At 70.4% G+C, this 14,259-nt stretch carries 12 protein-coding genes and 3 tRNA genes; 14 read left to right on the forward strand and 1 reads right to left on the reverse strand.

Annotation, left to right across the window (positions count from 1 at the left end):
- Positions 1 to 12 precede the first annotated feature (12 nt).
- The 7 genes from V1351_RS02575 to V1351_RS02605 all read left to right on the forward strand — a co-directional run bounded on the left by V1351_RS02575 (position 13) and on the right by V1351_RS02605 (position 11,076).
- Positions 13 to 1,230, forward strand: coding sequence for an acyl-CoA dehydrogenase family protein (locus tag V1351_RS02575; protein WP_338750434.1), 1,218 nt, complete (start codon positions 13 to 15; stop codon positions 1,228 to 1,230).
- On the forward strand, positions 1,223 to 2,392 hold the full coding sequence (locus tag V1351_RS02580; protein WP_338750436.1) for an acyl-CoA dehydrogenase family protein: 1,170 nt from the start codon (positions 1,223 to 1,225) through the stop codon (positions 2,390 to 2,392). Before V1351_RS02575 ends, V1351_RS02580 begins: the two co-directional genes overlap by 8 nt.
- Positions 2,389 to 3,459, forward strand: coding sequence for an acyl-CoA dehydrogenase family protein (locus V1351_RS02585; protein ID WP_338750438.1), 1,071 nt, complete (start codon positions 2,389 to 2,391; stop codon positions 3,457 to 3,459). Before V1351_RS02580 ends, V1351_RS02585 begins: the two co-directional genes overlap by 4 nt.
- Before the next feature lie 43 nt (positions 3,460 to 3,502).
- Positions 3,503 to 4,699, forward strand: coding sequence for an acetyl-CoA C-acyltransferase (locus V1351_RS02590; protein ID WP_338750440.1), 1,197 nt, complete (start codon positions 3,503 to 3,505; stop codon positions 4,697 to 4,699).
- A 46-nt stretch (positions 4,700 to 4,745) separates the two neighbouring features.
- Positions 4,746 to 7,934 (forward strand): carboxyl transferase domain-containing protein, encoded by a 3,189-nt coding sequence (locus V1351_RS02595; protein WP_338750442.1) that lies wholly within the window; start codon positions 4,746 to 4,748, stop codon positions 7,932 to 7,934.
- Positions 7,935 to 7,948: 14 nt separating this feature from the next.
- Positions 7,949 to 9,622 (forward strand): AMP-binding protein, encoded by a 1,674-nt coding sequence (locus tag V1351_RS02600; RefSeq protein ID WP_338750444.1) that lies wholly within the window; start codon positions 7,949 to 7,951, stop codon positions 9,620 to 9,622.
- 101 nt (positions 9,623 to 9,723) lie between these two features.
- Positions 9,724 to 11,076, forward strand: a complete 1,353-nt coding sequence (locus V1351_RS02605; RefSeq protein WP_338750446.1) for an MFS transporter — start codon at positions 9,724 to 9,726, stop codon at positions 11,074 to 11,076.
- A gap of 59 nt (positions 11,077 to 11,135) precedes the next feature.
- Here the strand turns inward: V1351_RS02605 and V1351_RS02610 are convergent, their stop codons facing one another.
- Positions 11,136 to 11,630 carry a YajQ family cyclic di-GMP-binding protein gene (locus V1351_RS02610; protein ID WP_338750448.1) on the reverse strand — a complete coding sequence of 165 codons (495 nt, stop codon included), beginning with the start codon at positions 11,628 to 11,630 and terminating at the stop codon, positions 11,136 to 11,138.
- A gap of 69 nt (positions 11,631 to 11,699) precedes the next feature.
- Between V1351_RS02610 and V1351_RS02615 the strand changes: the two genes are divergently transcribed.
- From V1351_RS02615 to V1351_RS02645, 7 genes are all read left to right on the forward strand, one after another.
- A tRNA-Tyr gene (locus V1351_RS02615) sits at positions 11,700 to 11,782 on the forward strand.
- Between the two features lie 151 nt (positions 11,783 to 11,933).
- Entirely contained in the window at positions 11,934 to 12,548 is a 615-nt protein-coding gene (locus tag V1351_RS02620; RefSeq protein ID WP_338750450.1) for a DNA-3-methyladenine glycosylase I, read from the forward strand.
- A gap of 1 nt (position 12,549) precedes the next feature.
- Positions 12,550 to 12,993 (forward strand): acyl-CoA thioesterase, encoded by a 444-nt coding sequence (locus tag V1351_RS02625; protein ID WP_338750452.1) that lies wholly within the window; start codon positions 12,550 to 12,552, stop codon positions 12,991 to 12,993.
- 115 nt (positions 12,994 to 13,108) lie between these two features.
- Positions 13,109 to 13,181: transfer RNA gene (locus V1351_RS02630), tRNA-Thr, on the forward strand.
- Between the two features lie 37 nt (positions 13,182 to 13,218).
- Positions 13,219 to 13,292: transfer RNA gene (locus V1351_RS02635), tRNA-Met, on the forward strand.
- A gap of 175 nt (positions 13,293 to 13,467) precedes the next feature.
- The gene (gene rpmG, locus V1351_RS02640; RefSeq protein ID WP_338750454.1) at positions 13,468 to 13,638 is read left to right on the forward strand and encodes a 50S ribosomal protein L33; all 171 of its coding nucleotides are present in this window, start codon (positions 13,468 to 13,470) and stop codon (positions 13,636 to 13,638) included.
- A 173-nt stretch (positions 13,639 to 13,811) separates the two neighbouring features.
- Complete coding sequence (locus V1351_RS02645; RefSeq protein ID WP_338750456.1) at positions 13,812 to 14,258, forward strand: FAS1-like dehydratase domain-containing protein; 447 nt, start codon at positions 13,812 to 13,814, stop codon at positions 14,256 to 14,258.
- Position 14,259: the final 1 nt, after the last annotated feature.

Raw genomic sequence — 14,259 nt, forward strand, 5'->3', positions numbered from 1 at the left:
AGAGGAGCGACCATGGACTTCGCACTGGATGCCAGGACCATCGAGCTGCGCGAGCGGCTCACCGCCTTCATGGACGAGCACATCTACCCCATCGAGCCCACCTACTGGGAGCAGCTCGAGGCCCAGCCCGGCCGGTGGTCGCCGCCCCCCGTCATCGAGCCGGCCAAGCGGGCCGCCCGTGACCGGGGGTTGTGGAACCTCTTCCACCCGGGTGAGGAGGGCGCCGGTCTGACCAATCTGCAGTACGCCCCGCTGTGCGAGGTGCTCGGTCGCAGCCTGCACATCGCCCCCGTCGCCACGAACTGCGCTGCGCCGGACACGGGCAACATGGAGGTGCTCAGCATGTTCGGCACCCCCGAGCAGAAGGCGCAGTGGTTGCAGCCACTGCTCGAGGGACGGATCCGCTCCGCCTTCGCCATGACGGAGCCCCACGTGGCCAGCTCCGACGCGACCAACATCGAGACGTCGATCGTGCGGGACGGTGACGAGTACGTCATCAACGGCCGCAAGTGGTACATCTCCGGCGCGATGAATCCCGAGGCCACGGTGCTGATCGTCATGGGCAAGACCGACCCCTCGGCCGACCGGCACCAGCAGCAGTCGATGGTCCTCGTCCCCCGCGACACCCCGGGAGTGGACATCCGTCGGGGGATGAAGGTCTTCGGTTACGACGACCGGGACCACGGCGGACACGCCGAGATCGACTTCGTGGACGTCCGGGTGCCCGTCAGCAACCTCATCGGCGAGGAAGGCGGTGGCTTCGCCATCGCGCAGGCCAGACTCGGCCCGGGGCGGATCCACCACTGCATGCGCCTGATCGGCATCGCCGAGCGCTCCCTGGAGCTGATGGTCGAGCGAGCTGCGAGCCGGGTCGCCTTCGGCAGGCCACTGTCCGACCAGGGCGTGATCCGCGACTGGATCGCGGAGTCCCGGGTGCGGATCGAGCAGCTGCGCCTGCTCACCTTCAAGGCGGCCTGGCTGATGGACACCGTCGGCAACAAGGGCGCCCACACCGAGATCCAGGCGATCAAGATCGCGGCGCCCAGCACCGTCGAGTGGATCGTCGACAAGGCCGTGCAGGTGCACGGCGCGGGAGGCCTGAGCCAGGACTTCCCGGTCGCCGAGTGGTACGCCCAGGTGCGCACTCTCCGCTTTGCGGACGGCCCCGACGAGGTGCACAAGAACGCCCTCGCCCGCCACGAGATCCGGAGGATGAGCACCCGTGGTTGATCTACAGCAGCGGCTGGACCAGTTCCTCGCCGAGCACGACCCGACCACCACGGGGGCCCGTGAGTTCCTCGGTGCGCAGCACGACGCCGGCCTCGCCTGGGTCCATTTCCCCGACGGGCTGGGCGGCCTGGGTCTCTCCCGCGGACGCCAGGCCGAGGTCGACGAGCGACTCGAGGCCGTGGGGGCGCCGCGACCGGACGTCGGCCGCAACTCGATCGGTCTGGGCATGGCGGCACCGACGATGCTGGCCTTCGGTACGCCGGAGATGCAGCGACGTCACCTGCGGCCGATCTTCGCCTGCACCGAGATCTGGTGCCAGCTCTTCAGCGAGCCGGGGGCCGGCTCCGACCTTGCCGCCGTCGCCACCCGTGCGGTGCCCGACGGGGACGAGTGGGTGGTCGACGGGCAGAAGGTGTGGACCTCGGGTGCCCACAACGCCGACTTCGCGATCCTCGTGGCCCGCACCGACTCATCCGTCCCCAAGCACGCGGGCCTGACCTACTTCATCGTCGACATGACCGACCCCGGGATCGAGATCCGCCCCCTTCGCCAGATCACCGGCGAGGCCGAGTTCAACGAGGTCTTCCTCTCCGGGGTGCGGGTCCCCGACCGGAACCGGGTCGGTGCCGTCGGCGAGGGCTGGAAGGTCGCGACGACCACCCTGAACAACGAGCGGGTCGCCATCGGTGCCGGCAACGACCGCGAGGCCGGCCAGATCGGCCCGGTCACCGAACGCTGGCGTCGCGATCCCTCGGTGCGCACCCCCGGCAACCACGCCGAGCTCATGCAGTGGTGGGTCCGCACGGAGGTGACCCGGCTGGCCGGCGAGCGACTGCGCCAGGGCCTGGCGGTCGGTCAGCCCGGCCCAGAGAGCTCGGCCATGAAACTCGCGTTCGCCCAGCAAGCGCAGCAGGTCAGCGGGTTCGCCCTCGAGCTCGCTCCGGAGGAGGGGTTGACCTACCACGACTGGAGCATGGTCCGGCCCGAGACGGGGTCCTTCCTCGGCCACGGCCCCGGCTTCCGCTACCTGCGCGCGAAGGGCAACTCCATCGAGGGCGGGACCAGCGAGATCATGCGCAACATCATCGCCGAGCGCGTGCTCGGTCTGCCCCCGGAACACCGCCCCGACAAGGGCATTGCCTTCAAGGACGTGCCACGATGACCGACCTGCTCTACACCGACATCGAGGAGTCGCTGCGCTCCAGCGTCCGATCCTCACTCCAACGGTCCCTCGATGACGGGCTCGCCGCCCGGCTCTACGACGAACCCGACACCGATGTCGGTCCCCTCTGGCGTGGCCTGGCCGAACAGCTCGGTCTGGCCGGACTGCTCGTCCCCGAGCGCCTCGGCGGCTCCGGTGCGGGCCCGCGCGAGGCCGCTGTGGTCCTCGAGGAGCTCGGCCGCAGCGTCGCGCCCGTGCCGTTCCTCACCAGCGCGGTCATCGCCACGTCCGCGCTGCTGTCCGCGGGCGACGAGGAGTTCCTGCCGGTCCTGTCCGCCGGCGAACGGACCGCGGTCCTGGTCCTGCCGTGGACCGCGCGCCGGGGTGCCTGGGCAGCCGTCGACGGCGCCGTCGGGCCGGTCGCCGGTGCAGTGGGCGCTGACCTCTTCCTCGTGCCGGAGCAGGGCGAAGGGGGCGTGACCTCCCTTCGTGCGTACGAGGCCGATGACGTGGAGGTCGAGCCGATCACCTCGCTCGACATGACCCGGCCGCTGGCCCGAGTGGCCACCCGCGGCCAGGGCGCCGAGGTCGCCCGCGGGGCACCGGCCGAGGCCGCGGTCGACGCCGCGCTCGGCGCGGGACAGGCGTTGCTGGCGTCCGAGCAGCTCGGTCTGGCCCAGTGGTGCCTGGAGACGACGGTCGAGTACGCGAAGACCCGCGTGCAGTTCGCCCGGCCCGTCGGTTCCTTCCAGGCGATCAAGCACCGCCTGGCCGACCTCTACCTGCTGCTGGTCAACACCCAGGCTGCCGCTCGGTACGCCGCCGGGACCCTTGCCGACGACGATCCCGATCAGCAGGTGGCCCAGTCGCTGGCGCAGTCCTTCTGCAGCGACGCCGCCGTGCACGCGGCCGAGGAGGCCCTCCAGCTGCACGGCGGGATCGGCATGACGTGGGAGCACCCGGTGCACACCCGTCTCAAGCGCGCCAAGTCCGACCAGCTGGCGCTCGGGACACCGGAGCGGCACCGGGACGACCTCGCGGACCTGGTCGACCTCCCGGCGCCCTGACCGACAGAATCGACACACCCCCGTCCCACCCCAAGGAGTAACCATGCGCGAAGCAGTCATCGTCTCCACCGCCCGCACCCCGATCGGACGCGCCTACCGCGGCGCCTTCAACGACACCCAGGCCCAGGAACTCATCGGCCACGCGGTCCGTCACGCCGTCGAACGATCCGGCGTCGAGGGCGGCCAGATCGAGGACGTCATCGTCGGCGCCGCCCTCCAGCAGGGCTCGACCGCGGCGAACATCGGCCGACAGGCCGCGCTGCGCGCCGGGCTGCCCACCTCGGTCGCCGGCATGTCGGTCGACCGGCAGTGCGCGAGCGGACTCATGGCGATCGCGACGGCAGCCAAGCAGGTCGTCCTCGACGGCCAGCAGGTCGCCGTCGGCGGCGGCGTCGAGTCGATCTCGCTCGTGCAGAACGAGCACATGAACACCTACCGGGCGCAGGACCCCTGGCTCGTGGAGCACGTGCCCGCGACCTACATGTCGATGCTCGAGACCGCGGAGGTGGTCGCGAGGCGCTACGGGGTCTCGCGCGAGGCCCAGGACGAGTACGCCCTGGAGTCGCAGCGTCGCACCGCAGCCGCGCAGGAGGCGGGTGCCTTCGACGACGAGATCGTGGCGCTGCCGACGACGAAGCTGACCAAGGACAAGACCACCGGCGAGGTCGGCTCGGAGCAGGTCACGCTCACCCGGGACGAGGGCAACCGCCCGGGGACGGCGATCGAGGGTCTGGCCGGGCTCAACCCGGTGCTGGCCAAGGACGGCACCGAGGGGTTCACGATCACGGCCGGTAACGCCTCCCAGCTCTCCGACGGCGCCTCCGCCGCCGTGGTCATGGAGGCCGAGGAGGCCTCGCGTCGTGGCCTCACCCCGCTCGGAGCCTTCCGCGGGATGGCCGTCGCCGGGGTGGAGCCCGACGAGATGGGCATCGGCCCGGTCGTCGCGGTACCCAAGCTGCTGAAGCAGCACGGCCTGACCGTCGAGGACATCGACCTGTGGGAACTCAACGAGGCCTTCGCCGTGCAGACGCTCTACTGCCGTGACCACCTGGGCATCGACCCGGCGAAGTACAACGTCAACGGCGGCGCCATCTCCATCGGTCACCCCTACGGCATGAGCGGTGCGCGCATGGCCGGTCACCTCCTCATCGAGGGCAGGCGCCGCGGCGCGCGCTACGGCGTGGTGACCATGTGCGTCGGCGGTGGCATGGGCGCCGCCGGTCTCTTCGAGATCTTCTGAGCCATCCGCGCCGCCGCACGCCACGATCACCCGAGGAGCCACACCCGTGTCCGTCTACGTCGCCAACCGTGGAGAGATCGCCGTCCGGCTCGTCCGGGCCGCCCTGGAGGCGGGGCACGAGGCCGTCGTGGCCGTGACCCGCGCGGAGACGGACTCGCTCGCCGCCCGCTTGGCGACGGCGGTGCACGTCCTGCCCGGTGAGGGCGCGGCCGCGTACCTCGATGCGCAGGCGCTCGTCGCCGGCGCCACCGAGCACGGGTGCACGATGCTGCATCCCGGTTACGGGTTCCTCAGCGAGAGCCCGGTACTGGCCCGGGCGTGCGCGGAGGCCGGTGTGACCTTCGTCGGGCCCGACGCCGAGTTGCTGGAGCTCTTCGGTGACAAGGGGCGGGCGCGGGCAGCGACGGCTGAAGCCGGGGTGCCGGTGTTGCCGGCCACCCCGGTCGGGGTCACCGAGGAGGAGGCGGCCGCGTTCGCAGCGAGCCACCATCCGGCGGGCGTGATGATCAAGGCGGCCGCGGGTGGCGGTGGGCGCGGGATGCGCCCGGTCCCCGCCGGTGAGTCCCTGACGCTGGCCTGGCAGCGCGCCGGCTCGGAGGCCGAGCGCAGCTTCGGCTCCGCAGACCTCTTCGTCGAGCTCTACGTCGAGCGCGCCCGCCACATCGAGGTCCAGGTCGCGGCCGACGGCGAAGGGGGAGTGGTCCACCTCGGTGAGCGGGACTGCTCCCTCCAGCGCCGCTTCCAGAAGGTCGTCGAAGTGGCGCCGGCGCCCGGGCTGCCCGGGGCGGTCCGCACTGCTCTGCACGACGCGGCCGTGCGGCTCATCGCGGGCCGTGGCTACTGCGGGCTGGCGACCGTCGAGTTCCTCGTCGATGCGGACGACCCGAGTCGCTGGTGGTTCATCGAGGTCAACCCGCGCCTGCAGGTCGAGCACCCGGTGACCGAGTGCGTCACGGGAGTCGACCTCGTCCTGGCCCAGCTGCGACTCGCCTCGGGCGAGACCCTCGGGGACCTCGGTCTCGGTGCACCCCCGTCGATCAACGGGTCGGCGGTCGAGCTGCGGGTGGCCGCTGAGCGGATCGGCACGAGCGGCGAGGCGCTGCCGGCCCACGGCGTCGTCGGCAGACTCTCCCTGCCCGCCGGTCCGGGCGTGCGCGTCGACACCCACCTCGTCGAGGGGACCCGGGTGGACGGTGCCTTCGACTCCCTGGTGGCCAAGCTCGTCACGCACGGTCATGGCGGATTCACCGGTGCGCTCCGCAAGGCACGGCAGGCCGTCGTCGAGTGCGAGGTCCGCGGGATCGCGACCAACCTGCCCCTGCTGCACGAGGTGCTCGAGCACGACGATGTCGCGACGTGGGCGGTGACGACGCAGTGGCTCGGGCAGGCCGGCCTTGCCCACGCCGCGCCGAGTGGCGTCGGCGTCGAGGGCGAGGTCCTCGCCGAGATGGCCGGGACGGTCGTCACCGTCCTGGTGGAGGAGGGACAGGCGGTCAACGCCGGGGATCCGCTCGTCGTCCTCGAGGCGATGAAGATGGAGCACCTCCTGCCCGCACCTGCCTCCGGTGTGGTGACGGCCGTGCGGGCACGTCCCGGTGCGAGCACCGTGCCCGACGACCTGCTCGTCCGGCTCCGCCCCTCCTCGCGCCAGTCGGGCGCCGCGGAGGCGGAGAGCGGGCCCGACCTCGACGCCGAGCGCGCCGACCTCACCCGGCTGCGGCAGCGACGCGAACGCCGGTTGGACGAGGCACGCCCGGAGTCGGTCGCCAAGCGCCACGGGCGCGGGCAGCGGACCGCGCGGGAGAACGTCGCCGATCTCGTCGACGAGGGCAGCTTCGTCGAGTACGGCGGCCTCGCGGTCGCGGCCCAACGGGCGCGACGGAGCGAGGAGGACCTCATCGCGAGCACGCCTGCGGACGGGATCGTCACCGGGATCGGCCGGGTCACCGCGTCCACGACCGCTCAGGACACCCGCTGTGCGGTGCTGGCCTATGACTACACCGTCCTCGCCGGCACGCAGGGCTACCTCAACCACAAGAAGACCGACCGTCTCCTCGAGATCGCCGAGCAGCAGCGCCTACCCGTCGTCCTCTTCGCCGAGGGAGGTGGCGGCCGCCCGGGAGACACCGACACGACCGTGGCCAGTGGGCTGGACGTGCCCACCTTCGCCACGATGGGTCGTCTCAGCGGTCTCGTCCCGACGATCGGCATCGCCGCAGGACGGTGCTTCGCCGGCAACGCCGCCCTCCTGGGCTGCTGCGACGTCATCATCGCCACCCGTGACTCGACGATCGGCATGGGTGGTCCGGCGATGATCGAGGGCGGCGGACTGGGCGACTTCGCCCCCGAGGAGGTCGGGCCGATCGAGGTGCAGGGCAGCAACGGCGTCGTGGACGTGGTGGTGCGTGACGAGGCCGAGGCGGTCGCCGTGGCCCAGCAGTATCTCGGGTACTTCCAGGGCGGGCGCGAGGAGTGGACCGCGGCCGACCAACGGGCGCTGCGCCACATCGTCCCGGAGAACCGGGTCCGGGCCTACGACGTGCGAGCGGCGATCACCGCGCTGGCGGACGAGGGCTCGGTCCTCGAGCTGCGCGCCGGCTTCGCCCCGGGGGTCATCACCGCGCTCGTGCGCATCGAGGGACGGCCGATGGGGCTCGTGGCCAACAACCCGCGCCACCTCGGCGGTGCGATCGACGCCCCGGCCGCGGACAAGCTCGCCCGCTTCCTCCAGCTGTGCGACGCACACGGCCTGCCGGTTCTCTCCCTGTGTGACACACCGGGCTTCATGGTCGGACCGGACCACGAGCGGACCGCCACGGTGCGCCACTTCGCGCGGCTCTTCGTCATCGGTGCCCACCTGCGGGTGCCGATCGTCACCGTCGTCCTGCGCAAGGCCTATGGCCTCGGCGCGCAGGCGATGGCGGCGGGCAGCTTCCGGCGGCCGGCGGCAACCCTCGCCTGGCCCACGGGTGAGGTGGGTGGGATGGGCCTCGAGGGGGCGGTGCGCCTCGGCTTCCGACGTGAGCTCGACGCGGTCGCCGACCCGGTCGAGCGCCGCGCCCTGGAGCAACGACTCCTCGCGGACCTGTACGAGCGAGGACGGGCGGTCAACGCCGCGGCCGTCGTCGAGCTCGATGACGTGATCGACCCCGTGGACACCCGGCAGTGGGTCCTCACCGCGATGTCGTCATCGGGCCCGCGAGACGTGCCGACGCGGTACGTCGACACCTGGTGACCAAGGAGCGAGCAGTGAACCACACCCAGCACCTCGAGGACATCCGTCGTCGGCAGGATCGGGTCCGCCCCGCGGGCACGCCCCGCGATGTCGTCCACCCTCTGGGAGACCTCACCGTCCCGGAGTACGTCGACGCCTGGGCGCAGCGGCGGCCGGAGCGCGCGGCCGTGGTCCATGACGACCTCGTCATCGACTACCGGGACCTCGCCGACCGGCACGCCCGGTGGGCCGGCTGGCTGCGGGCGAAGGGGGTGGCGCCCGGCGAGCGCGTCGGCGTGCACCTGGGCAACGTCCCCGAGTTCGTCGTCGCCTTCCTCGGCACGCTACGGGCCGGTTGCGTCCACGTGCCGGTGAACCCGATGTTCCGGCACACGGAGCTCGTCCACGAGCTCGACGACTCCGGGGCGAGCGTCGTCCTGACGAGCGCCGCCCTTGCGCAACGGCTCTGCGACGCCGCGGCTGAGGCGCAGGTGCGCACGGTCGTGGTCCTCGCCGGGGAGGGAGACCCCCTTCCCTGCGTCGACGGTGTCGAGGTGGTGCGCTGGGCCGACACCGCGGCCGCGCAACCGCTGCGCGAACCGGCGCGCGACCTCGACGCGCTCGCCGCCCTCAACTACACGGGCGGGACGACGGGCCTGCCCAAGGGGTGCGAACACACCCAGCGGCACATGGTCTACACGGCGGTGAGTGCCTCGGGAGCCAACGGTCTGGACGGCGCCGACGTCGTCTCGCTGTGCTTCATCCCCGTCTTCTGGATCGCGGGGGAGGACCTGGGCGTCCTCATCCCGCTCGTCATGGGTGGGACGACGGTACTGCTCGAGCGGTGGGACGCGGCCACGGTCGTCGACCTCGTCGAGCGCCATCGGGTGACGACGACCGCCGCCACCGTGGAGAGCTATCTCGACATCCTCGAGGTGCCGGGGGTCGGCGAGCGTGACCTCGACTCCTTCACCGCGCCCATGGCGATGTCCTTCATCCGCAAGCTCACCCCCGAGATCCGTCGACGGTGGTCGCAGGTGGTCGGCCCGGGCTCGGTGCTGCGGGAGGGGTCCTACGGCATGACCGAGAGCCACACCGTGGACGTCGTCCCGTACGGCTTGCACGAGGGAGACCACGACCTGCTCAGCGAACCGGTCTTCTGCGGGTTGCCCGTGCCCGGCACGGACGTGGTCGTCGTCGACCCGGTGACCGCGGAGCCGATGGCCTTCGGCGAGTCAGGGGAGATCCTCCTGCGCAGTCCCTCGGTGATGACCGGCTACTGGCGCAATCCCGCAGCGACCGCAGAGCAGCTGCGTGACGGATGGCTGCACACGGGTGACACCGGTTACCTCGACGAGGACGGCTGCCTGCACTACCTCGCCCGGACCAAGGACATGATCAAGGTGAACGGCATGAGCGTCTTCCCCGCCGAGGTGGAGATGATGCTCGCCAGCCACCCGGAAGTCGCCTCGGTGGCCGTGGTGCCCGCCGACGACGCGGTCACCGGGCAGCGGCCGGTCGCCTTCGTCAGTCTGCGTGACGGCTCGTCGGCCACCGCGGACGTGCTCCAGGAGTGGGCGGGCGGGGAGATGGCCGGCTACAAGGTCCCGCTCGTCGAGGTGCTCGCGCACTTCCCGCTCACCGACACCGGGAAGATCCGCAAGCCGGAGCTCCTCGGACGCGCGGAGGAACTCGCCGCCCGCTCCTGAGGGCCCGACTCCCGTCGTCCCACCGGCGTCTGATGACGCTTGACACGGGAGTTGACTCATCTCAATATGAACTCGAATTACCATTCAACTTAGGAGACTCCATGACTTCACCGACAACGACGTCGGACATGGTGCACGCGCGGGCGACGAAGAAGGCCTTCCTGCGCCTGGTGCCACTGCTGATGGCTGCCTACTTCATGGCCTTCGTCGACCGCACCAACGTCGGGCTGGCGAAGACCTCCCTGGAGCTCGACGCCGGGATCGATGCCGCGGCGTACGGCCTCGGGGCCGGGCTGTTCTTCATCACCTACGCGGCGCTCGAGGTGCCGAGCAACCTGCTCCTGCACAAGATCGGGGCGAAGGTCTGGATCAGCCGGATCGCGGTGACCTGGGGTCTGATCACCATGACGATGATGTTCATCTCCAGCCCGACGGTCTTCTACGTGCTGCGGCTGCTGCTCGGTGCCGCCGAGGCGGGCCTCTACCCGGGGATCCTGTACCTCATCACCACGTGGTTCGCGCAGAAGGACCGGGCCACTGCCGTCGGTCTGATCCTCACCGCGTCGTCCGTGGCCTTCATCGTGGCCAACCCCATCGGTGGCGCGCTGATGAAGATGGACGGTCTCGGCGGTCTGCACGGCTGGCAGTGGCTCTTCGTCCTCGAGGGCATCCCGACGGTCCTGCTGGGTGTGCTGATCTTCTTCCTGCTGCCGGACTCGCCGCAGAAGGCACCGTGGCTCGACGCCGAGGAGGCGGACGAGCTGACACGACGAGCCGTCGGTGAGCAGGGGGTCCACGTCGAGGCCCGACCCGGCGCGATCGTGCGCAATGCCATGGCCAAGCCCTTCCTGCTGACCATCGCCGCGATCTACTTCATGAACCAGATCGCGACGTACGGCGTGATCTTCTTCGTGCCCTCGATCGTCGAGGCGATGGACGTGACCGACAGCTTCATGATCGGGTTGATCTCCGGCGTGGTCGGGATCGGAGCCGTCATCGGTGTCGTCGTCGTCCCGCGCGTGCTCGCGAGGGGCCCCGGCACCGAGGTGCGGCTCATCGGCGTCACGACGGCCGCGGCCATTGCCAGCGCCCTGGCCTTCATCGTCGTGGCCAACCCCGTGGCGCAGATGATCATCCTCAGCCTGACGATGCTCTTCATCGTCGGTGTCCAACCGCTGTACTGGTCGGTCCTCATGGCTCGGCTCGGCGGGGTGGCCGCCGCCGCAGGCCTGGCCTTCGTCAACACCATCGGCCTGACGGGTGCGTTCGTCGGGCCCTACGCCTTCGGCCTGTCGGAGCAGGCGACCGGGTCACCCTCCTCGGGGTTGTGGGTGCTCGTCGGGGCGACAGCGATCGGCCTGCTGCTCGTACCGTTGCTGCGCCGGCGGCTGGCGACCCACGACCGCGCTCACCCCGTGCTCCGGGTCGAGGAGAGCGTGCCCAGCCCCACCTGAGCCACCCATGACGAAGGGAGGTTCCCACCCGCGGGTGGGAGCCTCCCTTCGCCCCGTCATCAGCGGTAGTTGGTGAACTGCAGGGCGACGTCGAGGTCCTTGCCCTTGAGCAGGGAGATGATCTCCTGCAGGTCGTCGCGGGACTTGCCGGTCACGCGCAGCTCGTCGCCCTGGATCTGCGGCTTGATGCCCTTGGGACCCTCGTCGCGGATGATCTTGGAGATCTTCTTCGCGTTGTCCTGGTCGATGCCCTCCTTCGTCGGGCCGGCCAGGACGTACTCCTTGCCCGAGGCCTGCGGCTCCTTGTCGCCGAAGTCGATGTTCTTCAGCGAGACGCCGCGCCGGACCAGCTTGGACTCGAAGACGTCGAGCACGGCCAGGACGCGGTCCGCGCTGCTGGCCTTGATCACGACATTGTCCCCACTCCACTCGATCGAGGCACCGACACCCTTGAAGTCGTACCGCTGGGAGACCTCCTTGGCGGTCTGGTTGAGTGCGTTGTCGACCTCCTGTCGGTCGACCTTGCTGACGATGTCGAAGCTGCTGCTGGCCATGGTGCTCGGGCTCCTCGGGACTCGATTGCGTAGATGCCGGATCTCCTTGCTACCCTTTCATGCGCACACGGCAGGTTGTCCGAGCGGCCAATGGAAACGGACTGTAAATCCGTCGGGTTATCCCTACGAAGGTTCGAATCCTTCACCTGCCACCCACGTGCACGAAGGCCCCCGGGAGCATCCGGGGGCCTTCGTCGTGCTCGTCACCACGCGAGGCCGTCGGTCTCGTCGGCACCGGTGTCCCGAAGCCCCGGGACACGGGTGCGCGTTCGGACGACGTGCGGTCGGTGGCACCATGCGGGCATGGACGTGATCGTGGGCGAGGACGGGCTGGCCCGACCCCCGTGGGCCGGCAGCGACCCCCTGCTGCAGGAGTACTACGACACCGAGTGGGGCATGCCCGTGCACGACGAGCGCGGGCTCTTCGAGAGGCTCAGCCTCGAGGCATTCCAGTCCGGGCTGTCGTGGGCGACGATCCTGCGCAAGCGGGAGAACTTCCGCGCGGCCTTCGCCGACTTCGACCCCGACACCGTGGCGCTCTTCGACGAGGAGGACCGCGCGCGGCTCCTGCAGGACGCGGGCATCATCCGCAATCGGGCCAAGATCGAGGCGACGATCCGCAATGCCGCGGCGACCATCTCCCTTCGTGGCGAAGGGGGTCTGCCTCGCCTGGTCTGGTCCTTCCGTCCGCGGCGCAGCCCGGCGCCACGCACGATGGCGCAGGTCCCCACCACCTCCGACGAGTCGCGGGCGATGGCCACGGAGCTCAAGCGCCGCGGATTCTCCTTCGTCGGACCGACGACGGCCTTCGCGCTCATGGAGGCGGTCGGCATCGTCGACACCCACCTCGTCGACAGCCATCGACGGGGGGCCTCGGGCCTGTGGCGCCCCGACGGGACACCGGTGCAGGATGGCTGACATGAGCCAGACCTTCCGACGCGAGTCGTACCGGCACTGGGTCTGCGTGCCCACGAGATGGAACGACAACGACCAGTTCGGCCACGTCAACAACGCCGTCCACTACTCGGTGATGGACACGACGATCAACAACTGGCTCAAGGCGCACGACTTCGACGTCGCGCAGGGTGGCGGCACGATCAACCTCATCCCCGAGACCGGGTGCCGCTACCTTGCCGAGATGTCCTACCCGGACGTCTTCGAGGTCGGTCTGCGCGCCCTGTCGGTGGGGCGCACCAGCGTGCGCTGGGAGTGCGCACTCGTGCGGCAGAGTGACGGCGTCCTGGTCGCACTGGCCACCTCGGCCCATGTCTTCGTCGACGCGACGACCCGGCGGCCGACGTCCATCCCGGCCCACCTGCGACGGCACGCGGAGAAGCTCGTCACGGACGTCCCGGCGCCGTGAGTTGACGGCCCGACCCGACGGAGCGCGACGGCAGGCCACCGATTTCATGAGTTGAGGGTGGGCCGTGTAATCTCTCCCGAGGTTGTCACCGTGGCGCAGGCGCCGCGGAGGGCATGCCCCCTTAGCTCAGTCGGCAGAGCGTTTCCATGGTAAGGAAAAGGTCGTCGGTTCGATTCCGACAGGGGGCTCGGGTCCGGCCCGTGCCGTGCACAGGTCGACCGCCAAGGCGGGGTAGCTCAGCTGGTTAGAGCGCACGACTCATAATCGTGAGGTCGGGGGATCGAGCCCCCCTCCCGCTACGCAAACCCCACGGTGCGCCTCGACCGCTCGATTTCCGGTCCGGGCGCATCGTGGATTAATCTTGTGCGTCGATGTGTTGTGTCCGCTGACGTGGGCATGCACCGCGTACCTCCCGCCAGCGCAGACCGGCGCGGGCGAGTACCACCGATGAAGTGTTGAGAGCAGGTTCCTACCGTGGCCACGAAGAGCGCCGACGTCCGCCCGAAGATCACCCTGGCGTGCACGGAGTGCAAGGAGCGGAACTACATCACCAAGAAGAACCGCCGCAACAACCCCGACCGGTTGGAGCTGGCGAAGTTCTGCCCGCGCTGCCGCACCCACACGCCGCACCGCGAGACCCGCTGAGGTCCAGCGCCCCGCACCAGCACGGAAGCGGCCGCCGAGCACTCGCTCGGCGGCCGCTTCCGTGCTGCTCGGCGCCGTCCGGCCTCCCTGCCGACTCTGCCCGGGCTGAGTCGGTAGGGACGTGAACGTGCCGGGGCTCCTCAGCCCGACCCCACCTGCCTAGACTGACCGACATGGCCGTGAACGAGAACTTCCTGGGGCGCAGCTATCCGCCCACCCCACCCTTCGCCGTCGGGCGCGAGCACATCCGCGACTTCGCCGAGGCCGTGGGCGCGAGCGACCCGGTCCACCACGACCTCGAGGCGGCTCGTGCAGCCGGGTACACCGACCTGGTGGCCCCGCCGACCTTCGCGGTCATCCCCGGCCAGCGCACCGACCGACAGTTCGTCGCCGACCCCGAGGCGGGCGTCGACTACACCCGCGTCGTGCACGGTGAGCAACGCTTCACCCACCACCGCCCGATCGTCGCCGGTGACGAGCTGCGGGGGATCCTGCACATCGACTCCGTCCGTGCCGCCGGTGGCCACCAGATGGTCACCATGCGCAGTGAGATCATCGACGCCGACGACCAGCCGGTCTCGACGAGCCGGTCCACGATCGTCATCAGGGGAGGGGAGTGAC

The organism is Janibacter sp. A1S7, assembly GCF_037198315.1.
In the GTDB taxonomy this organism is placed as follows: domain Bacteria; phylum Actinomycetota; class Actinomycetes; order Actinomycetales; family Dermatophilaceae; genus Janibacter; species Janibacter alittae.

Excerpts from the sequence above, each read along its gene's own strand:
- V1351_RS02590 (WP_338750440.1), top strand. The coding sequence starts at position 3,503 with ATGCGCGAAGCAGTCATCGTCTCCACCGCCCGCACCCCGATCGGACGC.
- V1351_RS02585 (WP_338750438.1), top strand. The coding sequence starts at position 2,389 with ATGACCGACCTGCTCTACACCGACATCGAGGAGTCGCTGCGCTCCAGC.
- V1351_RS02645 (WP_338750456.1), top strand. The coding sequence starts at position 13,812 with ATGGCCGTGAACGAGAACTTCCTGGGGCGCAGCTATCCGCCCACCCCA.
- V1351_RS02610 (WP_338750448.1), bottom strand. The coding sequence starts at position 11,630 with ATGGCCAGCAGCAGCTTCGACATCGTCAGCAAGGTCGACCGACAGGAG.
- V1351_RS02620 (WP_338750450.1), top strand. The coding sequence starts at position 11,934 with ATGGACGTGATCGTGGGCGAGGACGGGCTGGCCCGACCCCCGTGGGCC.
- V1351_RS02625 (WP_338750452.1), top strand. The coding sequence starts at position 12,550 with ATGAGCCAGACCTTCCGACGCGAGTCGTACCGGCACTGGGTCTGCGTG.
- V1351_RS02575 (WP_338750434.1), top strand. The coding sequence starts at position 13 with ATGGACTTCGCACTGGATGCCAGGACCATCGAGCTGCGCGAGCGGCTC.
- V1351_RS02605 (WP_338750446.1), top strand. The coding sequence starts at position 9,724 with ATGACTTCACCGACAACGACGTCGGACATGGTGCACGCGCGGGCGACG.